Source organism: Shimia sp. (assembly GCF_049116215.1).
Lineage (GTDB): Bacteria > Pseudomonadota > Alphaproteobacteria > Rhodobacterales > Rhodobacteraceae > Shimia.
In genome coordinates, this window is sequence record NZ_JAGDZB010000007.1 from 174,193 (window position 1) to 198,897 (window position 24,705).

A 24,705-nucleotide genomic window follows, 5' to 3' on the forward strand; every position below is an offset into this window, starting at 1 on the left:
CTTCTACGGCAGGACCTTTTCAATCGCGGCCTCAAGCGTGCCAACAATGAGGTCAATATGAGATGTCTCCATGATAAATGGAGGCGCTAGAAGGATGTGAGCGCCTCGCATACCGTCGATCGTGCCGCCCATGGGATAACAGATCAGCCCCGCTTCAAACGCCGCCGCCTTGAGGCGCGGAGCCAAGGCCAACTCAGGGTCAAACGGCTCTTTTGTCTCTCGGTCTTTAACCAACTCCAATCCAAGAAACAGGCCGCGCCCACGGATGTCACCGATATGAGGATGCTGTCCAAAAGTGTTATTCAACTCCTGTTGCAGCTTTTCCCCCATTGGCGCGACATTGGCCACCACTTCATCATCGATCAACCGCTTGGTAACCGCCAGAGCTGCCGCCGCTGCAGTCGGGTGACCGTTGTAGGTGTGACCGTGTTGAAAAAAACCCGAGCCATCTCTAATCACGTCGTAAATCTCAGAGGTGCAGAGCATTGCGCCAATTGGCTGATACCCTGCCCCCAAACCTTTCGCGACGGCGCAGATATCCGGGCTGATATGTTCTTGCTCATAGGCGAACAAGGACCCCGTGCGCCCCATGCCGCACATGACCTCGTCAAGAATGAGCAAGGCACCATACTTGTCACAAATCTGTCGAATGCGTTTGAAGTAACCTTCCACCGGGGGTACGGCACCGGAGGTTGCTCCAACAACAGGTTCCGCAACAAACGCAAGCACCTCATCAGCGCCAAGTTCCAGGATTTTGTCCTCCAGTTCCTGTGCAGCCCGCTGACCATAATCGTGACTGGTTTCATCCGATTTTTGATCTCGGTATGCGTAGCAAGGTGCAATGTGGTGCGTTTCCATAAGCAAAGGAGAGAACGGTTCCCGGCGCCAGAGATTCCCGCCCGTAGCCAATGCGCCAAGGGTGTTGCCATGATAACTTTGACGTCGCGCAATCACATGCCGACGCTGCGTTTCGCCTTTTTCCAGCATGTACTGTCGCGCAAGTTTCAAGGTGCTTTCCATGGCCTCAGATCCGCCGGACACCAAATACACCCGATCCAAATTTCCAGACGCATTGGCAATGATTTTGTCTGCAAGGGCCTCGGCAGGTTCTGATGTGAAAAACCCAGTATGCGCAAAGGCGGTTGCATCAAGCTGGCTCTTGATCGCCTCAATCACGGATGGATCGGAATGCCCGAGGCAGCTAACAGCTGCGCCGCCGGAGCCATCGAAGTAGGCTTTGCCTTCAGTGTCGTAGAGAAACACGCCCTCACCTCTGGCAACGGTGGGAATGGATTTGCGACAGTGTCGAGGAAATACATGGCTCATGAAACTTGTACCTTTTTAGACAATGGACGCCCCAACTGGTTGGCGTGCTGCACCACAAGGGACACGCTTTCCGTGTTGTCACGGAGCAGCTTGCCATTTTCTCTGTATAAGTTGTTTTCGAATCCGACCCGCACATGGCCGTTCATGCGCAGAACAGCGCGCAAAACCTGTTGTTCGGTCGGCCCAAACGCGCAAACGGTCCAGGACGACATCTCTCTGTCGAGCGCTGCTAGCATTTGGGGAATTGTTTGGACCTGAGCAGTGGTTGGTGGGGCGTATTGACCTAAAACAAGCAACACATCTCGTTGTGTTTGCGCAATGACACCTTCAGCCAACCAAGCCTTATATGCGTAAATGTCGTTTTGATCGTAGAGGATATGCTGAATGTGCGTGCCAGCATCTTGGGCAAATCTGTAGACTTGGCGCGCAATGTCCTCATCGCGGGCCATTTCTCGTACTGAAACGCTTGCTGCGGTCGGAGCAAGCGTTTTGAGGGTCTCAAATTGCGCATCAACGCTGTAAATGCCGGCCGCTTCCGTGGTGATTTGTATCCGGAGATCCGGAGCCATCTCAGACACTGAGGACATGGCCTCTCGATACAACCCGGGATCAAGTGAGTGTTTTTGGTCTGAGTCGCGAACGTGCAGATGCAGTTCATGTGCTCCAGCGTCGGCGCATTTTTGTGCGGTGACCGCTATGTCGTCGATGGTTGTTGGCAGCTCCGGATGGTCTTGTGTTGTTTTATGGGCCCCATTCGGGGCAACCGTAACCTTCAGAGGCTGCAAATCCTCAGGTCTCTGATCTGACGTGATGCTGTCTTTTGGCATCTGTGAAACTTTCTAGATAGGACGACCACTGGGTCAGGCGTGAAACAAGTGTTTCGAATCTTGACCTGAGCTAAAACATCTGGATAAATCCTGTCAAGTGGAGGGATTCGTGAACAGATCAAACCGTCTTCAAGAGCGGGTTGCGGAGCATTATGCTGACCTAAGCATAAAGCTCCGGGCTGCCGCCGATTTTGTTTTGGAAAACGAAATGGATGTGGCTGCGCGATCCTTGCGCGCGATTTCCGCAGCGAGCGGTGTGTCGCCTGCTACGTTGTCAAGATTGGCACGTGCGTTGGGTTTTGAATCCTATGAAGAACTACGCGAACTTTGCCGTGACTCTGTTGGCGGACGTACGCATTCCTTTTCGGAACGTGCGCAACAGCTGCGGGACGGCTTGGATGCGGATTCCTCAGTTTTTGAACGACAAGCCTCGGCGTGTATCTCCAACATCACCAATCTCGTCGACACATTGGACACTGATCGCGTTCAGAATGCCGTGAACGCCCTGGCTGATGCTCAATCCGTGGTGCTTTTTGGCGCCTTTGGCTCGACTGGCATCGTTGAATACATGGCTTACCTCGCCAACTATTTTTCGCCAACTTGGACACTCGCGGGGCGCATGGGAGCCTCACTTGGCACGTCTCTTGCCTCCTTGGGACCAGAAGATGTTTTGTTTGTCGTCACGAAGGCTCCGTATGCTGCACGGGCTGTGCGGGCTGTCGAAGCGGCGCAAGAGATTGGGGCAAAAACCATCGTAATTAGCGACAGCCACGCCTGTCCGGCGATCAAATTCGCAACTTTTCCCTTTATTGTTCCATCAGATAGTCCACAATTCTTCTCGTCGTATGCCGCGACTCTGACATTGATGGAGTCGATGGTCGCCATGTTAGTGGCCCAATCTGGTGAAGGCACTAGTGAGCGCATCCGCGAGGTTGAACGGCACAATCAACGCCTGGGAGATTTCTGGGTGGACTAAGGACAAAAAGACTGAAATTTCAATACTATCATCAACTAGGGAGCCTAAGATGATTTCGAAACTGAAACTGGCCGGAGCGGCCATTGTTGCCTCCATGGGCATTTCCGCGGGTGCTTCCGCACAGGAGTTTATCTCCATCGGTACCGGTGGTGTGACCGGCGTTTACTACCCAACCGGTGGGGCGATCTGCCGTCTGGTCAACAAAGGCCGCAAAGAGCACGGCATCCGTTGCGCCGTGGAATCCACGGGCGGTTCCGTCTACAACATCAACACCATCAAAGCGGGTGAGCTGGAGTTTGGCGTTGCGCAGTCTGACTGGCAATATCACGCCTATAACGGCACCTCCAAATTCGCCGACAACCCGTTCCCAGATGTGCGCGCGGTATTCTCTGTGCACCCTGAGCCGTTCACTGTGATCGCGCGCTCTGATGCAGGTGTTTCCAGCTTTGCGGACCTCAAAGGCAAGCGTGTCAACGTCGGCAACCCAGGTTCCGGTCAGCGCGCCACCATGGAAGTGGTGATGGACGCTTATGGCATTGGCATGGACGACTTTGCTCTGGCGACAGAGTACAAAGGCTCCGAGATGGCCAAACAGCTGTGTGATGGCAACATTGACGCGATGATCTACACAATCGGTCACCCTGCCGCTGCGATCAAAGAAGCGACCACCACTTGTGACGCAACTCTGGTGAGCGTCACCGGTCCTGAAGTTGAAAAACTGGTTGCTGACAACCCGTTCTACCGTGTCGCAACCATCCCTGGTGGCATGTACAAAGGCACTGACGGCGACACCACCACATTTGGTGTTGGTGCAACATTCGTGACCAGCGCAACCATTCCTGACGAAGTGGTCTATGTTGTTGCAAAATCCGTGATGGAGAACGTGGAAGACTTCCGCAAACTGCACCCTGCGTTTGCAAACCTGGATCCAGCTGAGATGGTCAAAGACGGCCTCAGCGCGCCGCTGCACCCTGGTGCGGAAAAGGCCTACATGGAGCTGGGCCTGAAGTAAGTTCAGCCTGATCTAAAATTTTGGAAGCGCCCCGAAGAAAACTCGGGGCGCTTCTCACAAGGGGTTCAACGGGGAATATTATGGCTCAAGATCATCAGAATGATGGCACTGCCAAAGCCGACGCGCTTGTTGCGGAAGTTGATACTGGCGCACGCAACGCCGAAGGTTTTCAAGGTCAATTAATCATCGCGATCTGCATTATCTGGTCGCTCTTTCAACTTTATATCGCATCAAAACTTCCAGGTGTTCTGGCACAATCGACGGGTTTTACCGGGTTTGCCAACATCGTTGGTCAAGCGCGATACATCCACCTCGCATTTGCGATTGCATTGGCAATTCTTGCATTCCCGATGTTCAAATCCTCGCCGCGCGACCGCATTCCGCTCTATGACTGGGCGTTGATTGCGCTTGGTGTTGGTGCCTGTTTGTACCTTGTTGTTTTTCGCTATCAAATTGCCGACCGTCCGGGGCTTTGGACCACCACCGACATCACCATGTCTGCCATTGGCATGATGGTTCTGTTGATCTGCGTCTACCGTTCACTTGGCCTTCCCCTTGTGATCATTGCAGGTTCTTTTGTGCTCTTTGCCTTCTTTGGTGGCAATTCTGAGTGGGTCCGCGACATCACCAACTACGGTGGCGCGTCGCTTTCCAAGGCCCTTGGTCACTACTGGATGCAGACCGAAGGCGTGTTTGGCGTGGCCCTTGGCGTGTCGACCTCGATGATCTTCCTGTTTGTCTTGTTTGGTGCATTGCTTGATCGGGCTGGCGGCGGCAATTGGTTCATCAAAGTGGCGATTGCCTTGCTGGGGGCGCTGCGTGGCGGCCCTGCAAAAGCCTCGGTTCTCAGCTCGATGATGACCGGAATGATTTCCGGCAGCTCGATCGCCAACACGGTGACCACCGGCACCTTCACAATTCCCCTGATGAAGCGCATCGGCTTTCCGGCTGAAAAGGCTGGTGCGGTTGAAGTTGCCTCCTCCACCAATGGTCAACTGACCCCGCCTGTGATGGGGGCCGCAGCCTTCCTGATGGTGGAATACGTGAACATTCCTTACATTGACGTGGTCAAACACGCTTTCCTGCCAGCCGTCATTTCCTACATCGCGTTATTGTACATTGTGCATCTCGAAGCGTTGAAGATGGAGATGAAAGGCCTCAAGAAAGCTGGCCGTCACATTGGCCCCGTTATGATCATGGTGCTTTTCCTCACCGGTTTCTTGGGATTGGCGGCGATCACATTCCTAATGATTGGCGTGCGCAACCTGCTGGACCCAATTATGGGAGACAGCATCTATGCCGCGATTGTGCTGCTAGCGATCATGTATTTCGCCCTGCTCTATCTGGCATCCAAGTACCCAGATGTTGCAATGGACGACCCCAACGCGCCACTTGAAGCGCCACGTCTCACGCCGACTCTGTTGGGGGGCGCCTACTATTCCTTGCCAATCTTTATTCTGGTTTGGAACCTTATGGTGAAAACCGAAAACCTCGACCGCTTGTCGCCCGCGCTTTCGGCTTTCTGGGCCACGATCTTTATGATCATCGTTGCCCTGACACACCGCCCCATTAAGGCGTTCTTCCGGGGCGAAACCGCGCTGAACGCGGCCTTTTCCACGGGCTGGGCAGACTTTGTGCAAGGCTTGATCATGGGCGCGCGTAACATGATTGGTATTGGCGTCGCGACAGGTGCCGCCGGTATCATTGTGGGCACAATCAGCCTCACAGGTGCGCATCAGGTAATTGGTCAGGTCATCGAAGTCATTTCCGGTGGAAACCTGATCATCTTGCTGGTTCTGGTTGCAATCCTGTCGCTTATCCTCGGAATGGGCCTGCCAACAACAGCGAACTACATTGTGGTGAGCTCACTCATGGCGCCGGTGATTGTCAGCGTGGGCGCGCAAGCAGGCCTCGTGGTACCGCTGATCGCGGTGCACATGTTTGTGTTCTACTTCGGCATTCTCGCAGACGACACGCCACCTGTCGGCTTGGCGGCCTATGCTGCGGCGGCAATCTCTCGAGGCGACCCTATCAAGACAGGTATTCAGGGGTTTGCCTACGATATCCGCACCGCCCTGTTGCCATTCATGTTCATCTTTAACACCGATCTGCTTCTGATTGATGTTGGGTTGGGCAAGGCGGTTTTGGTCTTCTTCATCAGCCTGATTGCGATGTTGATATTTGCGGCGGCAACGCAGGGGTATTTCATCGCAAAATCCAAGCGTTGGGAAAGTGCCGCGCTTCTCTTCATCGCCTTCATGTTGTTCCGCCCGGATTTCTTCCTCGATCTGGTGACTGAGAAGTATCAGAGCGTGACAGGTCCCGCTGCAGTGCAGCTTGTTGGAGAGCAACCGGAAGGCAGCTTGATCCGCTTCAAAGTCGAAGGTCCGGACTTTGATACCGGAGACAACCGCGCAACCACTATCACTATGGTGTATCCAGGTGGCGAGCCTGGGGCCGCCATGGCGGACAATGGTTTGTCAGTTCTTGAAGAAGACGGGAAACTGCTTCTGGAGGAACCCTTCCCAGGCACACCTTATTTCGGCTCACTTGGCACAGAATATGATTACTACGGGGACAGCCCTGTGTTGATTTCGCAGGTCGAAGTCGAAAATGAGCGGATGCCTAAGGAGTTGTTCTTCATTCCGGCGCTGCTGCTACTTGCGGGCTTAATGCTCATCCAACGGCCACGCGCCACGCAGCCTGCGTTTTAGGGAGAATTGATATGTTTAAAACCCTACTCCTAACTGTAGACGTGAATGACCTGAAAGGGTCTGAGCGACCTGCCGAGGTGGCAAAAACCATGGCAGAGCGTGACGGTGCCGAGTTGCACATCATGAATGTAGTGCCTGACTACGGCATGTCGATTGTTGGATCGTTTTTTAGTGCCGATCACAACAAGGCCATCCTTCAGGAAGCCAAGGTTGCGTTGGAAACGTGGGCTGGTGAGCGTTTTGCGGACGTATCAAAGGTTCGCCTGCACGTTGACCAAGGCACCATTTACGATCTGGTTCTCAAAGAAGCGGAAAATGTGTCTGCGGATGCGATCATTGTTGGGGCCCACAAGTCACAGCTGAAAGATTACCTGATCGGGCCCAATGCCGCCCGAATATCTCGGCATGCCAAGCAATCGGTTTTTGTCGTGCGCTAAGAACACAGAAAGCCCGCCTCCGGCGGGCTTTCTTTTTCCGATCGTTCTTAAAGACGAGGGACAGTCACATCCCAGTTTTTCTGGAAGACCTGTTCGTCGTCTTCTTCTGCAACCAGACGCGCTTTGATGAAATAGTTCTGGTCATCTCCAGTCATTTCCAAATTTGCTTTCACCACCACCGACCATTCGCCGCGTGACATATGGCGTTCCCATGAGAATTTGGCCTGCGCAGACGTTGGCACATCATCAACAATGGAGAACACCTCCTGATGTTTTGTACCGCTGACCAAGCCGGTTTCCACATCTTTCATCAGGCCGTCATCGGAGTGGATTTCATGGGTTGTTAAGCGCGCACCGACATCGCGAATGACACGCTTGCTCTCACTAACCTTACTGAGCTGAGCAGTTTGCCGAGGCGGAGCCGCCTTTGGGCCATCAAACTGCCATTCATTGCCCTCAGACTGTGGGCGCACGGGAAGGTCTACAGTTCCCTCGATAAGCTGCAGCGTCGTCAGTTCAGGCTCTGGCCAAACAAACGGCCAGTAGCTTGTCGACAACGCTATCCGCAGACGGTGTCCCGCTGGCACATTGTAGGCGCATTGATCCAACGCCACCTCCACGGCCACGTCAGCATCCAGTGGCAGGTCTATTGGGACTTCATGCCCTGACCGGTGCCGGAGATTGAGGAACCCGTGTGAAATTAAAGTGCTTTCCCCATTGGGATGCACATCACATAGACGCACGGCAAGCTGAGCCTTGGGGGTTTTGGATCGAAGTGTCACGCGCAGTGTTGCTGCCCCGACCAGATCGACACCATCCTCCAGCGCAGCACTGTCAAAACAGGTACTGAGGAGGTCATCTTTGCGCTGGTCACCGGGCAACTCTCCGGGCCCGAAACCAAACGGGAAATATTCACCTGCCATTTGGCCACACTCTAAGTCCGGGCTTACGTCTCGAGCAGCACGCGCTGGCGTGCGGGTGAGTTTGTTCTCCACAAGATGCAGTGTCGTTGTGTCAACGCTGGCATCAGCGCTGTCCACAATCCAGCGGCCGGGGCGGTGGGTGTAGGATACTTCAGGCGGCACGCTCTCCATCAGCCATCGACGCATGTCAGGCAGCTTGTCAGCACCATTGTCTTCCCCCTTTAGCCAACGGTCCCACCAAGTGAGTAGCTCCCCCAAGAAATCAATTTGCGGGCCCGGCACTGCAAAATGCGGGTATTTGTGGTTCCAAGGTCCAAGCAGACCTTTAACCGGAGCCGTCAAATTTTCCACGAGGCGAGACACCGTGTTGCGATAACCATCATGCCACCCGCCAACGCTCAAAACTGCGGCCTCAATGGCATCGTAGTTCTCACAAACGGATCCATGCTTCCAATAGGCATCCCGATTTTGATGTCGAGTCCAGATTTCAGCCAAACAAGGCGTGTTTTCTAATCGGTGCAGCCACATGTCTCGCCAGCCTTCACCCACAATTTCCGGATCAGGCGGCAAGGCAAACCATCCCAATACGGTCGCCGCCCACGCGGGGTTTTCGCCAAGCATGATCCCGCCTTTGTAGTGGATGTCGTCAGCATAACGGTCAGTGGTGGAACAAAGGCTGGCAACGGCTTTCAATGCTGGAGGGGCAAGCGCTGCAATTTGCAGCCCATTGAACCCGCCCCAACTGATGCCCATCATTCCGACATTGCCGTTGCACCATTCTTGATCAGCCAGCCATTCGATAATCGTGACACCATCACTCAGCTCCTGCGGGGAATACTCATCGTCAAACAGCCCTTCGCTGTCTCCGCAACCTCGCATGTCGACGCGAACACAGACGTAGCCATGTCCTGCGAGGTAGGGATGGGTCAGGGCATCTCTTTCCGCAGTGCCGTCCCGCTTTCGATACGGGAGATACTCCAGAATTGCGGGCACGGGTTTGGAGGTTTTAGGACGCCAAATCCGCGCAGACAACCTCACGCCGTCCGGCATCTCAATCCACACATGCCGCTCTTCCTGAACCGCAAATGGAAACTCTTGAACAATCTGCATCACTCACCCCCTGTAAGATATTTCGATCATCAGGGAATTGTGACGGTTTGGCAAAAACTCCTTAGGCCAGGAAAGCCCGTATTGCATCACGAGCACGTTTTCGAACCTCGGTGTTGACGTAGTTCAAAACAAAGCTTCGAAAAAGCTGTTCCCCAACAAAGAAAGGCAAGGCTGTACGTCGCTCGTTTTCAGGGACCAAATCGGATGACATGAACGCACGCCAGTCGTCTTGACAAATCCCTAGCTTACGCAGATCGGAAATCGCAGGGTCGTGCATTTGTAAGTCTACAAGAAACCGAGCCGAAACACGTGAAATAGAAGTCCATTGAGCGCCACGAATGTTGATCCCGCACAAGGCGTCATTCCTAAAAATGAGATTCTCAGCGGAAAACCAATCTAGTCCCGCAAGTTGCGTAACTTCCATGCCTTCGATCAGCCTTGCTCTCTTGGTCAGGTTGGACAGTAAAAGTTCCAGAAGCGCGCAATCTTCGACATCTATGATGGCCTCCAAAGACCCGTCTGCAAAGGGCTTCAGCGTTTCGAAAGAAGCAAACTCGGTTTGCCGTTGGCAATTGAGAGAGGCAGCTTGCAACCACTTGGCCGCCAAGTTCACAAACTTTGACCGCCGATTGCCCGCCGCTCCCGCAATTTTCTGGCGCAGGGGCATTCCACGGGGGTGCGTTACGCACATCAAACCCAAAACTGGATCGATGAAGAGCACCTTTTCTGCCGTAAAACAGGCTGTAACCAACGCTACTTGTAGCCGATCTATTTCGGAGGCACGTTCGCGGACTTTTTGAGCTCCATCTGCAGACAAGTGGCGGCAGATACGCACTTTTTGATCACCGTAGCTGGCGAGAAACTCTTGGTAACTGCTGTCCACAAGCAACGACCGTTTGAGGAGGATGTTTTCACGCTGAGGCAAGCCGTCCAGCAGCCTTTGAGCGTCCAACATTGCCTGATTCGCACGTAACCTTTCCAAACTGCTGCTTTCTGCCTCACGGGCAGCTTGCAACCCCAAGTCCTCCGCCGAGAAACCTGCGCTCTCAAATTTTTTCAGCAACCTTTCGTTTAAGTCCCAGTCCTCAGTGGAAACCGCAAACTGGGAAAAATACCAATGCAAGTATTTCGCGTAGTCACTTTGGTTGGTCAGTGCAGAGTGCAGTGCGTCAGCGAAGTCGCATGGATATTCAACGGTTTCCGCCACATGATGGAAGTCTGACCTGCCAAACAGGATCGCGGGTTTGTTGTGCAGGAAGCCTTCGATGGCAACTGCGGAATTGTAACTCACAGTGACCGCGCATTGTTGCAAGATGTCATGGACATTGGCATCCGTTGCTACGAGCGGTAGCCCCTCTTGCAGCAATTTTAATATCAACTGGACATCATCCAATTGCTTGCTCATTGGGTGGGCTTTCACCACTATTTTCCGTTTGCCCGCGTGTTTCGCCACGGTCCGCAAAAGGGTCTCATTGTCACAAAAGGCCGTGCCCTGGCGATGCGGATTGTCGCCTTGCAAAAACACAGCAATACAATCCTCGGGTATTTTGGTGATGTCTTTTTTTGGACCGTAGCGAGAGCGCCTCTTCCTAACCAAACGGTCCTGCAGCACCAAAAAATTTGCTTGTGCCAGAACCGGGTTCACTTTGGCTTCGTCATAGATTTTCTGCGCTGCTGTGCTGTCAGCCAGAACACCCTGCGCGTCAAGGTGGAAGTAGGGCGGCAGATACGCCAGCGCCGCGTTCAGGGCATTTGATTGCTGCACCGTCCCGTTTTCAATGATGTGCAAGTTGTCGGCTTCTAGAAGGGCAGACCAGTCGGAACTATTGGCGCCACGCAGCGCCTCGTGGCGCCGCCGCACTTCAACGTGCCCGCCACGAGAAACGATTAGCTCATAAATTTTGTGGAACAAAGCAAGGTGCGTGAACTCAAGGAAATTGTCGCAAAATTGCTTTGGTAGGTGAAAAATGACTTTGGCGCCCAAACATGCCTCCATTTTTCTTGGTTATGTCAACGACTGGCGAAGTGTGCGCTCCGCATTCTAACCGGTTGCCAGATCGCGATGGAAAGCGGCATGCAATGCCGAGCATTATTTGGGGGAGCACATGCCCCCCCTTTTTCTGCCTGCCTGTCCATCATGTCGCTTCGCTAATCGGTATTCGCGTTTCGGCAAAGAGACGTTGTCCAAACTATAAGTGCACCGATTCGAATCCGTCAACCGGGCGATTCGGCAGAGCCAAAAAAGGCAGGCGTCTTCAGTGGTTCAAATAGCCACCAAACATCAGCTGTTCTCGCGAAGCACTGCCCCGGCAAGATAGAGCGAACCGCAAATCAAGATCCGGTCTCCCGGGGACCGTGTCACGATGTTCTGGATCGCCTCCAATACGTTAGCGCCTTCGGCCGCCTCTAGCCCCGCTTTCTGAGCTGCGTTCGCTGTTTCCTCAGCAGGCAACGTATTACTTTCACCTGGAATAGAGACCGCCGTCAAAGTTTCCGCAACCTGAGCAAGTGGCGTCAGATAGCCGAGAATGTCTTTGGTGTTTAGCATGCCGCAAATGAGATGGGTCGGCTGGCTAGGCAGTTTTGCAATCACCTCTGCCAGTGCTTTGCCTGCGGCAGCGTTATGCCCGCCATCAAGCCACACTTCCGCACCGGCGGCGGCCTTAACCAGAGGCCCATCTTTCAACCGTTGCATGCGCGCCGGCCATGCAACATTGGTCATCGCCGCCTCATAAGCCGCGTCGTTGCCACCTAAATGACGCAAGGCTGCCAGGGCCGCTCCTGCGTTTTGCACCTGATGCGCACCCGTTAGAGCTGGCAACGGTAAATCCAGAAGCCCCATTTCATCTTGAAAAACGAGTCGCCCACGTTCTTCGTAAACGTGCCAATGCTGACCATAGGCGATCAGCGGCGCACCAACACGTGCCGCTGTTTGCTCGATCACATCCATGGCTTCATCCGATTGCGGGCCTACGATGCAGGGCGCGCCGCGCTTTAGAATACCAGCTTTCTCTGCCGCGATTTCCGCGATGGTTTCCCCCAAAAATTGCTCGTGATCTTTGGAGATTGGCGTGATGACCGTCAGAGCAGGGGCATCAATCACATTGGTCGCGTCCAAGCGCCCCCCTAAACCCACTTCCAGAAGTGTGTAGTCCGCAGGAGTACGTGAGAACGCCAGTAGCGCAGCGCAGGTGGTGATCTCAAAATATGTGATGTTTTGCTTGTCGTTCGCCTCCCAGCATTCATCCAAAACCACCGAGAGATGGCTGTCGTCGATCAACTTACCTGCCAGCCGAATACGCTCGTGGAAGCGGGCCAGGTGCGGGCTCGTGTAAGCGTGGACCTGGTTGCCGCGACCTTCCAGACCAGCCCGGATCATGGCCTGCGTGCTGCCTTTGCCGTTAGTTCCAGCCAGATGCACAACCGGTGGCAGCTTTTCCTGTGGATTGCCCAGAGCCTCCAGCAATCGCCACATCCGATCCAAGGTCAGGTCGATGATTTTGGGGTGAAGCGCCAACATGCGCGCGAGGATCGCATCAGATGTGTTTGCGGGAGTGCCCATGGTGTGCTCCGGAAATCTAGGGGTTCTAAACAAAACGGGCCTCCGGTTTACATGCCGAAAGCCCATTTCCAACGCCGCATTCGCGACCGAATTATTCCGTTTTTGCCTCTTCGTGCTTTTCTTCTGACGCCTCAGGAGAATTCTCCTCTTTCTGAGGAGCAGGCAAATCTCCAGCCACCGCAGGCGGCATGCCCATAAGCATCCGGATTATAGACACAAGCTCGGCTTTCAGCTCGGTGCGCTTGGTCACGCGATCCAACATCCCGTGGTCCAGCAAATACTCTGCGCGCTGGAAGCCTTCAGGAAGCTTTTCGCCAATGGTTTGTTGGATCACACGAGGGCCAGCAAAACAGATCAAGGCGTTTGGTTCCGAAATCTGGACGTCGCCCAGCATCGCATAAGACGCGGTCACACCGCCCGTGGTTGGGTGTGTTAGCACAACAATGTAAGGCAGGCCAGCTTCTTTCAGCATTTGCACTGCAACGGTTGTGCGCGGCATCTGCATCAATGACAGGATGCCTTCTTGCATCCGTGCACCACCAGCAGCGGAAAACAGCACCAAAGGACGTTTGAGCGCGATAGCGCGTTCGGCTGCGGCGATAATCGCGTTGCCAACGTACATGCCCATGGACCCGCCCATGAAGGAGAAATCCTGGCATGCGGCAACAATCGGCGTCCGGCCAATTTCACCTTCCGCCACCAACATGGCTTCTTTTTCGCCCGTTTTTTTCTGCGCGGCCTTCATGCGCTCTGGGTATTTTTTCTGATCCCGGAACTGCAATGGGTCGGCGACCGGCTCCGGCACCACGACCTCAACAAACACACCACCGTCAAACAGTGCCTCAAACCGATCCCGCGGCGAAATGGACATATGGTGGTCACATTGCGTGCAGACGTTTTGGTTGCCCTTCAACTCACGGTGAAACAACATCGTTCCGCATTCATCACATTTGGTCCAGAGATTGTCTGGAACTTCTCTGCGAGAAAAGATCGAGTTGATCCGCGGACGGACGTAGTTGGTGATCCAGTTCATGTGATCAGTGTCCTCTGGTTCCAATTCGAGATGAAATAAGACGCCACGTTAGAAAATGCAATCGAAGTCGTGATTGGAAAGCATGTCCCGACGCCATTTCTTTTTGCGTTTCCACAGCGTCCCTTCCGCCTATTTGGCTACTGCTTTTGGCGTTAGGTCATTTAACACAATGCAACACGCTGAAATTTCATGGAGACGAAAACGAAAGTGCGTTTGTCCTATCGCAAGCATTTCGCTAAATAATCAGAACGAAGGCCGCAGATCGTTTCGCCGCCAGCAACAATGAGTCATGGTTTCAAGGCAAATGGCAAACAGCAGACGTTTCTTTCAACAGGCGCTTCAATCCGGACTTTCGCGCTATTGGGCCCGCAATGCGCGCTATGCCTCCAAGGCAGACCTGTCGACACTGCGACAGCAGCGCCGTCGCGCACGGACGCTGCGCCAGTATCTTGATACCGTGATTGCGATCTCTGAAAGTCGGTTGGCCCTACCTATCATAGGGTCAAACGCCTTCCCTAAACCTCATGGGACGGATTGGTCATGGCGTCCCGCCCTATGGCGCGAGCCGATTCCTGCCAAGGGGCGTGCGGCTGTGCAAAACAAAGAAATGCTGGGCGGGGAAGTCACGCTTTTCCATGATTGCAGAATTTCCGAGCTCACCTTGCGACAGCTCAGAAACCATCGCGAAAAGGATCTTGCCCCGTTTGGTTTGCGCATGGATGTTTTTCGATTTGACGGCTCATTCCTATCCCTCGTGATCGACTTACCACAGGAAGCCGTTTCCGGCCTAAAGCGCGAACATGTCGTGCGCATGGACACAATTGTTGAAATGGAAAAGCCGCTGGAGATTTTTGCGCGCCTGAACATTCGACATGGCCCAAACACCGAACAAATTGTGCGAGAACTTCCGCTCGAAGCGGAAGACATTCGCGTAGAGTTCGATCTTGCCTATTCAAACCTGAACGAAAAGCGGGTTGAAAAAATGTGGATCGACCTGATCTTCGAAGGCCCCGAAATGAACCAGGTTGTTCTACGTGATGTCACTTTCTCCCGACGCCCAAGGGCTGAGTTCTAAATACAATTGAGGATGGTCAAATGAGCGAACTCACATTGACAAAAACCCGCCTATTTGAAGGCGTCTGGGAAGGCGCACTCAAGTCGTCCGAGGCCTCTGCGACAAAGCCGCAAGTAGACGTCACATACTTGGGTGAGCCAGTTCCGGAAGTCTCGATTGATCCTAGTGAAGAAGCAGGCTTATGGCGCCTACGTTTTCAGGTTCCGAAGGAGAGCCTGTCGGACGGCGTGCAAACGGTTGTGATTTCTGATCGCGCAACCGAGGAACGCCTTGAAACAGTCAGCTTTATTGCTGGTGAAGCGCTGGCAGGCGATTTGCGGGCCGAGATTGACCTTCTGCGCGCAGAACTGGACATGCTGAAGCGTGCGTTTCGGCGTCACTGCGTGGAAACAATGTGACTTTGTGACCGGCTTGTGCCCTGCAGTCGCCCATGCCAGTTTGCCTCGACAATCAAGAGCGATGCCATGACCCCAGAGACACTGTTTATGAGCCAGCACGACCAATTGCTGTGGGGCTCTGTCGTGCTAAGTGCCTGTGCACTTATTCACGTGGGACTACTGGCTGGTATGATTGAAGTGTTGGCGCATATCGGTCGTTGGGTCAAAAACCGATCTCGCATGATTAGGACAACCGTTGCCGTTGGCGCGGCGTTTGTGATGATCGTGAGCTCACACACCATTCAAGTGTGGCTCTGGGCGGCGGTGCTGCTCTATATGGACGCCTTTGATTACTTGTATGACGCGCTTTATTTCTCGTTGGTCACCTACACGACCGTTGGATACGGCGACGTTGTTTTACCTGTAGAATTCCGGGTTTTTGGCGCTTTTGGCGGCGTAACAGGCATCTTGTGCTTTGGGATTTCCACTGCCTTTCTGGTGTCCCTGATCAACAAACTCTTGCCTAAGTCACTTGAGTGACCTTACGCGTTCCGTTCGCAATTGCTTTCCCAAAACATAGGCCTATCTTCTAGCTCATGATGAAAATTGCTTACACAATGGCCCACGGTCGCGGCGAACTGGATTTGTTGCTGTCCGATCTTGCGGAAAGGTTAGATGCACGCGGCCTCAAGACACGCGGTATTGTTCAAACCAACACAGAATGTGGTTCCTATCACGGATGTGACATGGATGTGCGTGTGCTGCCTGCAGGCCCCACCATCCGTATTTCCCAAAACCTCGGTAAGGAAGCCCAGGGGTGTCGCCTGGATCCTGATGCCATGGCCTCAGCAGTATCGGCCGTTGGGCAATCCATGCAGGCGGATTTTGACGTGTTTTTGCTCAATAAGTTTGGCAAGCAAGAAGCGGAGGGGCGCGGGTTTCGCGACTTGTTAGCGGATGCCTTGGAAAAAGACGCGACCGTTATTGCTGGCACAAACCCTTTAAACGCCGAAGTGTTTGAGGAGTTTTCCGGCGGCATGGCGACCAATGTGCCTGCTGACATTGAGTCTTTGCTGGCCTGGTATGATCAGGTGAACAAGTAAGCCAAGATCAAGCCTCTTCCTCACTTGCAATCTCCTCCAACCAGGGAATCTCTCCGTCGTTTGTCAGGAGAATTGCCAGAGGCCTGGTTGCACGGAAGAATGACATGATGGTCATAATGCCAGAGGTTAAAATCACCGACAGAATGGCACCGATCAGCCCCCAAACTGCCGCCCAAGACGCCAGCGAGACCATCACGATGACCGGGCTTAAATTCATGGACCGGCCCATCAGGCGCGGTTCCCAGAAGTAGCCGACCCCAAATTGCGCACTGCAGAGGGCGGCAAACAGCAGCGCGACATCCATGTTCAAGCCCCAATCACCCACGGCAAACAGCATGGGCAGCGCCATGGCGATCCATGAGCCGACATAGGGGATGTAGTTAAATATTGCGGTCGTGACGGCAAAAAAGGCCGCAAATTCGAGACCGAAAAACAGGAAAATCACCCAACACACGAGACCCAGGACCGCGTTGATCAGGGTTTTGGTTGTGAAGTAAGTGCCAATTTGGGCGGTGATCAGATCAATGGTTTGCCACACATTCGACTGCGCCTGCTGATCCGGGACAATGGCCGCCACTTTCTTGGGAATGCTGTCGCGTTCGATCAGAAAGAGAATGGCGTAGAGAAAGACAAGCGCAAGGTAGCCAGCAGAATAGCTAACCGAGTTCACCGTCATGCGGATGAGGCTTTGAATGTCGATGTTGTCAAAAACCAGACGATCTACTGATTGCCAGGTAAGCTCGAATTCAACATCAAAGCGGGCGGCCACATCAGACGTGGTTTGCGAGAGCCGTTGCAAGTAGTCGGGCATCGCGCGCACCACCGGATCCAAATTGCGGGCGAAGAAGCTGATCAAACCGGCCAATACCACAAACAGGACAACCGTGGTCAGCATCATCCGCAGCCAGTCAGGAATGTATTTGGCGTAGAGCGGAATACGGCTCATGGAGCGGGAAATCCCGTCCATCAGGAATGCAAGCAAAGCACCAAGCACAATGGGTACCAAGATGGCCTGGGCTGCGTTCAAGAACCAACCGGTGGCAATAGCGGCCAATACAGCAAGGCTTATCGAAGCCACGCGCAGGGATGCGTTGATTTGAGACACCGGTGTTTCCTCCTTGCGCGTCAAAGGCATCCTAACGTCAGGGAGGTCAGGGGCAAGTCGAGATGCTTCGTCAGAACAACGCGCGGCGGATCAGGTTAAGGGACGCCAACAGCAGCACCAAAAGTGTCATGCGTTGGAACATCTTCTGGTCAATCTGATCAGAGATTTGTGTGCCAACCCACATGCCCAATAACGCGGGCAGCACAAGGAATGCGGAGAGGCCAACGGTGGCTGCATTCAAAACGCCAGACCCAAGGTGCGCTGCAACCAGAAGCAGGGCACCTAAGCCATAAATGACGCCTTGGATGCGAATCTGCTCACCTTTTTCTGTGCCGATAGCGGTGAGGTACGTGACGGTTGGCGGTCCCCAAACACCAGACACTCCGCCAATAGCACCGGCAACAGTGCCAACGGCAACCTCACCTCGGGCGCTGGGTTTGGCAAGACGCACAGGTCGCCCTAGCAGTTGAGAGAGCGCAAAGAAGGCTACAGGCACGCCGATCAGCAATAAGAGCGTACTGGGCGGTACTATTCGCACAAACTGTGCGCTGATCACCATGGCGACGCCGCCAGCAATCAGGAAGCGGCGAAAACGCTTGAGCGACGACCAGGCCGCGCCTGCGCCGTGGCGAAAAGCTTGAAAGCCGTTGCTGAACACCGTTGGGAAGATCAAGCCGGCAAGGGCCACCTCCGGAGAAAGGAAAGTACTCAGCCCGGAAATCAACACCATGGGCATGCCAAAGCCAACCATGCCTTTGATAACGCCTGCGAGCATTGCAACGCACACACAGATAACCAAAGATTGAGGGGAATAGATCAAAAGCAGTGAGTCCATACACTTGCTATAGGCCTCAACACGCCCGCCCGCAAAGACTTCACGCGAAAGAAACGACCAAATGAAACGCTGGTTCGGTATTTTTGTTGCGCTGCACTTGCAAAGAGATTATGTCACAGTGCAGCATTAGAGGGCTTTTGACGTATGGCGCACGATGGACAGGACTTGGCTATGACAAACTCAGTGATTCTTCCTGATCTTCTGAAAATGACCGGAGCAGCCGTTGCGCCGGTGGAGAGTATTCTAGAAACCGCAATCGCGCGGGTGAAAGAGACCGTTTCTGAGGACGGCCGCGTGTCCGGCAAACTTATCGAACAAAATCAAACCGCTGCACATGGTTTGAGCTGGCTGGCCACCTATGCGCAGTCGCTGAAGCAGATGCAGGCATGGGCGGAGAAACTGAACGGCGAAGGCAAGTTTGGCGAGATCGAACAGATCATCCACCAGATCGCCTTTGGCGAGTATCTCTGGCAGGTCTACGGCGGCATTCCAATGAGCCAAGGCGAGATTGTACGCCTTCAGGATCTCGGCCTGACGCAAAATGAAACCCGCGGCCTGATGGCGCCAGAGGTCATGACGCTGTGTGACAAAGGCAACTCCCAGGCGGCGCGTATGCGTCTTGTGGAATTGATGCAGGAGCAGTCCGCCAACATCACAGTGGGTCAATCCGGCCTTGATGAAGAACTGGAAATGATCCGCGAACAGTTCCGCCGTTTTGCCGTGGATCGTGTAGAACCCAACGCTCATGAGTGGCACCTCAAAGACGAGCTCATCCCAATGGAAATCATTGAAGAGCTTGCGGAAATGGGCGTGTTTGGCCTGACCATTCCGGAAGAGTACGGTGGCTTTGGCCTCTCTAAGGCTTCCATGGTGGTTGTCTCTGAAGAACTGTCACGCGGCTATATTGGTGTTGGCTCTCTGGGCACCCGCTCCGAGATTGCAGCGGAACTGATCCTCTGTGGCGGTACGGAAGAGCAGAAACAGCAGTGGTTGCCCAAGCTCTCCAGCGCAGAGATTTTGCCAACGGCCGTCTTTACAGAGCCAAACACAGGCTCTGATCTCGGCTCTTTGCGCACACGCGCGGTGAAGACCGAGGACGGCAACTGGGAAGTGACAGGCAACAAAACCTGGATCACCCATGCAGCCCGCACCCAGGTGATGACGCTTCTGGCCCGTACCAACCCGGTCTCATCCGACCACCGCGGCCTGTCGATGTTCCTGGCTGAGAAAACACCGGGTTCTGAGGAGAACCCGTTCCCGACCGAAGGCATGACCGGCGGTGAAATCGAGGTACTCGGCTATCGCGGCATGAAGGAATACGAACTGGCGTTTGATGGCTTCAAAGTCAAAGGTGAAAACCTGCTTGGCGGTGAAGAAGGCAAAGGTTTCAAACAGTTGATGGAAACTTTCGAATCCGCCCGCATTCAGACTGCGGCCCGCGCGATTGGCGTGGCGCAATCAGCTTTGGACGTTGGGATGCAATACGGCATCGACCGCAAGCAGTTTGGCAAATCCCTGATCAACTTCCCGCGCGTGGCCGGAAAACTGGCCATGATGGCGGTGGAAATTATGATCGCCCGCCAACTGACCTACTTCTCTGCTTGGGAGAAAGACCACGGCCATCGCTGTGACCTTGAGGCTGGCATGGCCAAGCTTCTGGGCGCTCGAGTGGCTTGGGCGGCGGCGGATAATGCCCTGCAAATTCATGGCGGTAACGGCTTTGCGTTGGAATACAGCGTGAGCCGCATCCTGTGTGACGCGCGCATCCTCAACATCTTTGAGGGCGCAGCGGAAATTCAGGCGCAAGTGATTGCGAGACGTTTGCTGAGCTGACACCCGCTCTCAGTTAGACAGCAGACATTGCGCGGCTCCCTCGGGGGCCGCGTTTTTCTTTGCCTTACGGGAATATTTTAACAGGGAATCAGCGGCCAAAGTCCGCTCAAAAACCACGTCGGTATTGCGTCGGTATCACGACTGTTTTGCGGAGGTGCGGTTTTCAGTGCAGTCTGGTCCGGGAGATATGAACGCAACGTGCGCGGGTGCGGCGAGTTGCGCCCGAGGACACGCCCGATGAACAACGGAAAGGAAAGCCAAAATGCGCTGTATCACCATCACCTATGATTATGACGGCGATGACATGGTGTGGGTCGCCACATGCGAGGCCTTCATCAACGCCGTGGGAAACGACCCCGCTGCACAAGGATTCTCTTATCAAGTTGCCGTGGCCGGCAATGGCGTAACACGCATTCATTGGGGGCGCTGGGACAGTGAGGCCACGTTAAAGCACGTTCAAAGCCAAGAATACTTCGCGACCTTTGCTGCAAAGGTGAAAGAATTTGCAGACGGCGCGCCGGATGCGGTGGTCGCGACACTGCGCGACCACACTGCCAATTGGTGACGGTTAGGCGGTGACCTCGCGGCGTGCCGGTACTTTGTCCGAACGGATACCCATCGCCATAATGGCAGAGATCAGCCCAAAAATGATCCACTGCGGCATGACCGTGAGGTTGCCAAGCAATGTCATGCCGTAGCCTATGAAAAGTCCAACAAACCCAAGCTGCGTCGCAATCATGAGCCAGGCCATTGGAGCATTGGGATTGCGCGCAAGCCAAGCACAACCCGCGCCAAAGACCAACAACATCACGGTCACTGCGTGCCACACAACTGCTCCAACGGCGCGGACCGCAGGGTGCAACTCACTCTCTTGAATAGGCATATGGATCTCCGGCCCACCCAAAAACACATGCACGCCAGTTGTCAAAAACAACAACCCGGCGGCCGTCAGCATCCACTTGTTCATCACATTCTCCTAAATCCATACGCTATCGTATGGTCAGGCGTGACTCCTTTGCTTGCGAGAGTCAATACGGTGCCGTATGTTTAGGCATGGCAAAACGACTTTCAAAAGACGACTGGATCAAGGCTGGTTTTCTGGCTTTGACGGAAGCTGGCCCCAAGGCCCTCAAAGCGGAACCACTGGCACGACGCCTAGGCACCACAAAGGGCTCGTTTTATTGGCATTTTGATGATGTCCCGGCCTTTCAAGCTGCCATGATGGAGACCTGGGAAACACGTGCTTATGCGGAGATTGTCACCCTCTTGGACCAGCAAGGCACAGCCGTCCGGAAACTGCGGGAATTGGCACAAATTGCCGCAGCCGGTGCGCCGGAGGATTTTGGCGGGACTGCCGCGGAGCCTGCCCTTCGGGCCTGGGCGCGAGAAAATGCGAATGTTGCCGCAGCGGTGGCGCAGGTGGACGCCAAGCGAATGGCTTACGTGAAAGAGCTGTTTGACGATATAGGTTTAACCAATCCAGAGTTGACGCGGGTGCTATATGCCGCCTTTGTGGGCATGGAAGAGCTTTCCTCGCATGATGGCATCACAAACGGGCCGGCGCTGGGAACACTCGTTGATTTGATTTTGGCATTACACGAGGCGGATAGATGAGATTTGGTTTTGTTGCTGTAGCAACCGCATTGAGCATGGCGGCATGTGCCCCAACCGAAACAGTGACCCAATATGGTGGCACAGCCTACGATTGGAAGCTGGTCGAAATAGACGGAACCGCCGTGACCTACGACGCCCAACTTGCCTTTGCATCGGATGGGGGCGTGCATGGCGAGGGGCCGTGCAACGGATTTTCCGGCAAACAGAGCAAGCCGTACCCATGGGTCGACATTCAAATCGACTTTGTGGAGGAACTGTATTGTTCTGGTATCGACAGTGAAGAGGCGTACCTAGCAGCGCTAATGGAAATGACGCTGATCGAAGTGTCTGGTCCCAACATGGTCATGAGCACTGACTCTGGGCGCCAAATGGTCTTCAAAGGGATCTAAGTCGCCGCGCAAATAGGTCGACAAACCGCGCCCGCGCCTCTGGAAGCGGTTTAGATCCGAGGTCGGGAGCCAGCTTGTCCGACAGAAAATACCCTGTGGTGCGCAAAGCTTCGAGAACCTCTGCGTCAGGAGCCTCTCCTTCACCCCGCAAAATTGGCGGCAATGGCAGCAGGCGGTCCGCCCACTCCCCTGCCCCCTTGGCGGACACCGCGCGACCGGACTTGGGGGAGACATAGATGAGGTTCTCTGTGCTGCCGGTGACGGCACATTCCGTGAGATCAAGACCATAGCCAAGCTCTGTCAAAAGCGCCGTTTCCCATTTCAAATAGGCAAGTGGCCAAAGGTCGTTTTGCCCTAAGAGATCAAGCAGTTGGCTGCTATGGGCATAGAGATCTGGATGCGGTTCACGATCTGGCAAACAGAAAGCCAGCAAGGCTGTCACAGTATTGAGACCCGCAAGTGCAAACCTGTCAGATAGAGCTGCCGCACGCGACCGCATCGGCTCCACCGTGAAGCTGCCAATGTGATCTTCCAGGCGAGCACGCCAGGAAAGATCAAGCTGCCCCCCTGGTTGCAAAATGGGCGTCATCTTTCGACTCACACCGCCACGCACCACGCCCGCATGGCGACCGTGCTCCGCGGTAAACACCTCCAGTATCACAGAGGTTTCGCCATGTTTTCGGGTGTTGAGCACAAAGCCCTGATCGCGCCAGTCCATGGGGCCTCCTTTGGACTCAGAAAACCCCTTAAGCGGCAGAAAGAAAAGTCAATTATGGTTCATTCAGACAGGCCGGGTTCGTCCAGAAGGTGTCGACCCTGGCCGTCCTCGACTTCAATCACCCAAGCATCCGTGTCAAAACTGCGTTGGCGCGCAAGGGTGGCATCCACATCCGCCTCATCACCTTCTACTAGAACAACCCATTTGCGCGCGCCGCTCATCAGATCAAAACTGCGTTGATAAACAACAGCCTTGCCATCAAGCGTATTGAGTTTGACCAGCACCGCCCCGGCGGTGTCGTCACCGTGCGCTACGACAAAGGCGGGTATATCAGCCAGACGCAAACGCGCCAAATAAGCGTGCACCCAAAACTCCGCTGTTAATCGCATGACAACTTATTAAACCCATGGTAGTAGTCCGCACCCGTCTTGCGGGTAATTGGTATGCAAGGACTTGTTAAAATGCGCCCGGAACTCAGAATTCCATGGACGGTACGGCTCATGTTTTTGGCCGCCCTGGTACTTATTGGGCTTGAAGCCGGAGGTGTGATTCCCTCCGACAAGATGCCCGTCATCCACATTGCCATTGCGCTATTTGCTGTCGCAGCCGTGATCTGGGGGCTGCTCGCCGTCATGCGTTTCCGTCGCTGAAGTCGAGACCCATTTCCGAATAGCGCTCTTTTTCCTCGAGCCAGTTCGGACGGACTTTCACCTGTAGGAACAGGTGGATACGGCGCCCCATAAATTCTTCGAGCTCTTCGCGTGCAGCTTTTGAAACCGCTTTGATGGTCTCACCTTTGTTGCCAAGCACGATGCCTTTGTGGCCATCTCGCATAACGTAGATCATCTGATCCACACGGGCGGAGCCGTCTTTGCGTTCGTCCCAGCTCTCGGTCTCCACGGTCATCTGGTAAGGCAGTTCCTGATGCAGGCGCAGGGTCAGCTTTTCACGGGTGATTTCGGCCGCAATCATGCGCATCGGCAGGTCGGCAATTTGATCTTCCGGGTAGAGCCACGGGCCTTCGGGCAGCTCTTGCGCCAGCCATTTGCGCAGGTCAGAACAGCCAAAACCCTTTTCCGCTGAGATCATAAATGTCTCAATGAACGGAAAGCGTTCGTTCAAATCTTTGGTCAGCGCCAGCAGCACATCCGATTTCACGCGGTCGATTTTGTTGATCGCCAGCGCCACCCGACGGCCTTCGCCAAACTCTTGCAGGCGCTCCAGAATGGCTTCGACACCTTTGGTCACGCCACGGTGGGCCTCGACCATCATCACAATCACGTCGGCATCCGCCGCACCACCCCAAGCCGCAGCGACCATGGCGCGGTCCAAACGACGACGCGGCGCAAACAGGCCAGGTGTGTCCACAAACACCAGCTGGCTGTCGCCTTCGATGGCCACGCCGCGAATGCGGGCACGGGTGGTTTGCACCTTGTGTGTCACAATCGAGACCTTCGCCCCCACCATTTGGTTGGTGAGCGTGGATTTGCCCGCGTTGGGCTCTCCGATCAGGGCAACGAATCCGGCGCGTGTGGTCATGTGAATGCCTTTGTGAGTCAGCTTGGGCTGGTTAAAGGGCGTCTGTAGCGGAAAATATGCGCAGGGGCTAGAGGGAGGTTTGCAACGGAGATATGCACCAGAGTGCCTTCACAAGTGCACAGCAGCACTACTCACGCCAAAGGTCATCTGCTTCTGCTATGGCACGCGCCACTCCCCAACAAGATGCAGTGTCCAAG

Annotated in this window: 25 protein-coding genes; 13 read left to right on the top strand and 12 right to left on the bottom strand. The window is 54.4% G+C overall.

Going from position 1 to position 24,705, the window contains the following annotated elements:
- Positions 1 to 3: 3 nt before the first annotated feature.
- Positions 4 to 1,326 carry an aspartate aminotransferase family protein gene (locus tag JXR15_RS19565; RefSeq protein WP_422054879.1) on the bottom strand — a complete coding sequence of 441 codons (1,323 nt, stop codon included), beginning with the start codon at positions 1,324 to 1,326 and terminating at the stop codon, positions 4 to 6.
- Positions 1,323 to 2,153 carry a 3-keto-5-aminohexanoate cleavage protein gene (locus JXR15_RS19570; protein ID WP_422054880.1) on the bottom strand — a complete coding sequence of 277 codons (831 nt, stop codon included), beginning with the start codon at positions 2,151 to 2,153 and terminating at the stop codon, positions 1,323 to 1,325. The genes JXR15_RS19565 and JXR15_RS19570 overlap by 4 nt, the downstream gene beginning before the upstream one ends.
- A gap of 109 nt (positions 2,154 to 2,262) precedes the next feature.
- Between JXR15_RS19570 and JXR15_RS19575 the strand changes: the two genes are divergently transcribed.
- The 4 genes from JXR15_RS19575 to JXR15_RS19590 all read left to right on the top strand — a co-directional run bounded on the left by JXR15_RS19575 (position 2,263) and on the right by JXR15_RS19590 (position 7,292).
- Positions 2,263 to 3,129, top strand: coding sequence for a MurR/RpiR family transcriptional regulator (locus JXR15_RS19575; RefSeq protein ID WP_422054881.1), 867 nt, complete (start codon positions 2,263 to 2,265; stop codon positions 3,127 to 3,129).
- A 49-nt stretch (positions 3,130 to 3,178) separates the two neighbouring features.
- Positions 3,179 to 4,141, top strand: coding sequence for a TAXI family TRAP transporter solute-binding subunit (locus JXR15_RS19580; RefSeq protein WP_299424953.1), 963 nt, complete (start codon positions 3,179 to 3,181; stop codon positions 4,139 to 4,141).
- 80 nt (positions 4,142 to 4,221) lie between these two features.
- Positions 4,222 to 6,855 (top strand): TRAP transporter permease, encoded by a 2,634-nt coding sequence (locus tag JXR15_RS19585; RefSeq protein WP_422054882.1) that lies wholly within the window; start codon positions 4,222 to 4,224, stop codon positions 6,853 to 6,855.
- A gap of 11 nt (positions 6,856 to 6,866) precedes the next feature.
- Entirely contained in the window at positions 6,867 to 7,292 is a 426-nt protein-coding gene (locus JXR15_RS19590) for a universal stress protein (protein ID WP_422054883.1), read from the top strand.
- A gap of 47 nt (positions 7,293 to 7,339) precedes the next feature.
- On the opposite strand, the gene JXR15_RS19595 is transcribed toward JXR15_RS19590, so the two are convergent.
- The 4 genes from JXR15_RS19595 to accD all read right to left on the bottom strand — a co-directional run bounded on the left by JXR15_RS19595 (position 7,340) and on the right by accD (position 13,920).
- The gene (locus JXR15_RS19595; RefSeq protein WP_422054884.1) at positions 7,340 to 9,325 is read right to left on the bottom strand and encodes a CocE/NonD family hydrolase; all 1,986 of its coding nucleotides are present in this window, start codon (positions 9,323 to 9,325) and stop codon (positions 7,340 to 7,342) included.
- Positions 9,326 to 9,386: 61 nt separating this feature from the next.
- Positions 9,387 to 11,309, bottom strand: a complete 1,923-nt coding sequence (locus tag JXR15_RS19600; RefSeq protein ID WP_422054885.1) for a hypothetical protein — start codon at positions 11,307 to 11,309, stop codon at positions 9,387 to 9,389.
- A 297-nt stretch (positions 11,310 to 11,606) separates the two neighbouring features.
- Complete coding sequence (locus JXR15_RS19605) at positions 11,607 to 12,887, bottom strand: bifunctional folylpolyglutamate synthase/dihydrofolate synthase (RefSeq protein ID WP_422054886.1); 1,281 nt, start codon at positions 12,885 to 12,887, stop codon at positions 11,607 to 11,609.
- Between the two features lie 91 nt (positions 12,888 to 12,978).
- Positions 12,979 to 13,920 carry an acetyl-CoA carboxylase, carboxyltransferase subunit beta gene (accD, locus tag JXR15_RS19610; protein ID WP_422054887.1) on the bottom strand — a complete coding sequence of 314 codons (942 nt, stop codon included), beginning with the start codon at positions 13,918 to 13,920 and terminating at the stop codon, positions 12,979 to 12,981.
- A 304-nt stretch (positions 13,921 to 14,224) separates the two neighbouring features.
- Between accD and JXR15_RS19615 the strand changes: the two genes are divergently transcribed.
- The 4 genes from JXR15_RS19615 to JXR15_RS19630 all read left to right on the top strand — a co-directional run bounded on the left by JXR15_RS19615 (position 14,225) and on the right by JXR15_RS19630 (position 16,475).
- Positions 14,225 to 14,995 (top strand): DUF6478 family protein, encoded by a 771-nt coding sequence (locus tag JXR15_RS19615; RefSeq protein ID WP_422054888.1) that lies wholly within the window; start codon positions 14,225 to 14,227, stop codon positions 14,993 to 14,995.
- Between the two features lie 20 nt (positions 14,996 to 15,015).
- Entirely contained in the window at positions 15,016 to 15,393 is a 378-nt protein-coding gene (locus JXR15_RS19620) for a hypothetical protein (RefSeq protein ID WP_422054889.1), read from the top strand.
- Positions 15,394 to 15,459: 66 nt separating this feature from the next.
- Positions 15,460 to 15,912, top strand: a complete 453-nt coding sequence (locus tag JXR15_RS19625) for a potassium channel family protein (protein ID WP_422054890.1) — start codon at positions 15,460 to 15,462, stop codon at positions 15,910 to 15,912.
- 56 nt (positions 15,913 to 15,968) lie between these two features.
- Entirely contained in the window at positions 15,969 to 16,475 is a 507-nt protein-coding gene (locus JXR15_RS19630) for a DUF2478 domain-containing protein (protein ID WP_422054891.1), read from the top strand.
- A 7-nt stretch (positions 16,476 to 16,482) separates the two neighbouring features.
- Here the strand turns inward: JXR15_RS19630 and JXR15_RS19635 are convergent, their stop codons facing one another.
- Positions 16,483 to 17,580, bottom strand: coding sequence for an AI-2E family transporter (locus JXR15_RS19635; protein ID WP_422054892.1), 1,098 nt, complete (start codon positions 17,578 to 17,580; stop codon positions 16,483 to 16,485).
- Between the two features lie 70 nt (positions 17,581 to 17,650).
- Positions 17,651 to 18,415 (bottom strand): sulfite exporter TauE/SafE family protein, encoded by a 765-nt coding sequence (locus JXR15_RS19640; protein ID WP_422054893.1) that lies wholly within the window; start codon positions 18,413 to 18,415, stop codon positions 17,651 to 17,653.
- A gap of 144 nt (positions 18,416 to 18,559) precedes the next feature.
- Between JXR15_RS19640 and JXR15_RS19645 the strand changes: the two genes are divergently transcribed.
- A complete protein-coding gene (locus tag JXR15_RS19645) occupies positions 18,560 to 20,248 on the top strand; it encodes an acyl-CoA dehydrogenase family protein (RefSeq protein ID WP_422054894.1) in 1,689 nt (562 codons plus the stop codon).
- A 262-nt stretch (positions 20,249 to 20,510) separates the two neighbouring features.
- Positions 20,511 to 20,813 (top strand): hypothetical protein, encoded by a 303-nt coding sequence (locus JXR15_RS19650; RefSeq protein WP_422054895.1) that lies wholly within the window; start codon positions 20,511 to 20,513, stop codon positions 20,811 to 20,813.
- Between the two features lie 3 nt (positions 20,814 to 20,816).
- Here the strand turns inward: JXR15_RS19650 and JXR15_RS19655 are convergent, their stop codons facing one another.
- Positions 20,817 to 21,215, bottom strand: a complete 399-nt coding sequence (locus JXR15_RS19655; protein ID WP_422054896.1) for a hypothetical protein — start codon at positions 21,213 to 21,215, stop codon at positions 20,817 to 20,819.
- Positions 21,216 to 21,301: 86 nt separating this feature from the next.
- On the opposite strand from JXR15_RS19655, the gene JXR15_RS19660 reads away from it, so the two are divergent.
- Both JXR15_RS19660 and JXR15_RS19665 read left to right on the top strand, forming a co-directional pair.
- Complete coding sequence (locus JXR15_RS19660; protein ID WP_422054897.1) at positions 21,302 to 21,862, top strand: TetR/AcrR family transcriptional regulator; 561 nt, start codon at positions 21,302 to 21,304, stop codon at positions 21,860 to 21,862.
- A complete protein-coding gene (locus JXR15_RS19665; RefSeq protein ID WP_422054898.1) occupies positions 21,859 to 22,251 on the top strand; it encodes an META domain-containing protein in 393 nt (130 codons plus the stop codon). Before JXR15_RS19660 ends, JXR15_RS19665 begins: the two co-directional genes overlap by 4 nt.
- Here JXR15_RS19665 and recO read toward each other — a convergent pair.
- Positions 22,238 to 22,969 carry a DNA repair protein RecO gene (recO, locus tag JXR15_RS19670; protein WP_422054899.1) on the bottom strand — a complete coding sequence of 244 codons (732 nt, stop codon included), beginning with the start codon at positions 22,967 to 22,969 and terminating at the stop codon, positions 22,238 to 22,240. The genes JXR15_RS19665 and recO overlap by 14 nt on opposite strands.
- Positions 22,970 to 23,028: 59 nt before the next feature.
- Positions 23,029 to 23,358: a DUF1491 family protein gene (locus JXR15_RS19675; protein WP_422054900.1), complete on the bottom strand. Its 330-nt coding sequence runs from the start codon at positions 23,356 to 23,358 to the stop codon at positions 23,029 to 23,031.
- A 72-nt stretch (positions 23,359 to 23,430) separates the two neighbouring features.
- On the opposite strand from JXR15_RS19675, the gene JXR15_RS19680 reads away from it, so the two are divergent.
- On the top strand, positions 23,431 to 23,619 hold the full coding sequence (locus tag JXR15_RS19680; protein ID WP_422054901.1) for a hypothetical protein: 189 nt from the start codon (positions 23,431 to 23,433) through the stop codon (positions 23,617 to 23,619).
- Here JXR15_RS19680 and era read toward each other — a convergent pair.
- Entirely contained in the window at positions 23,600 to 24,508 is a 909-nt protein-coding gene (gene era / locus JXR15_RS19685) for a GTPase Era (RefSeq protein WP_422054902.1), read from the bottom strand. The genes JXR15_RS19680 and era overlap by 20 nt on opposite strands.
- Positions 24,509 to 24,705: the final 197 nt, after the last annotated feature.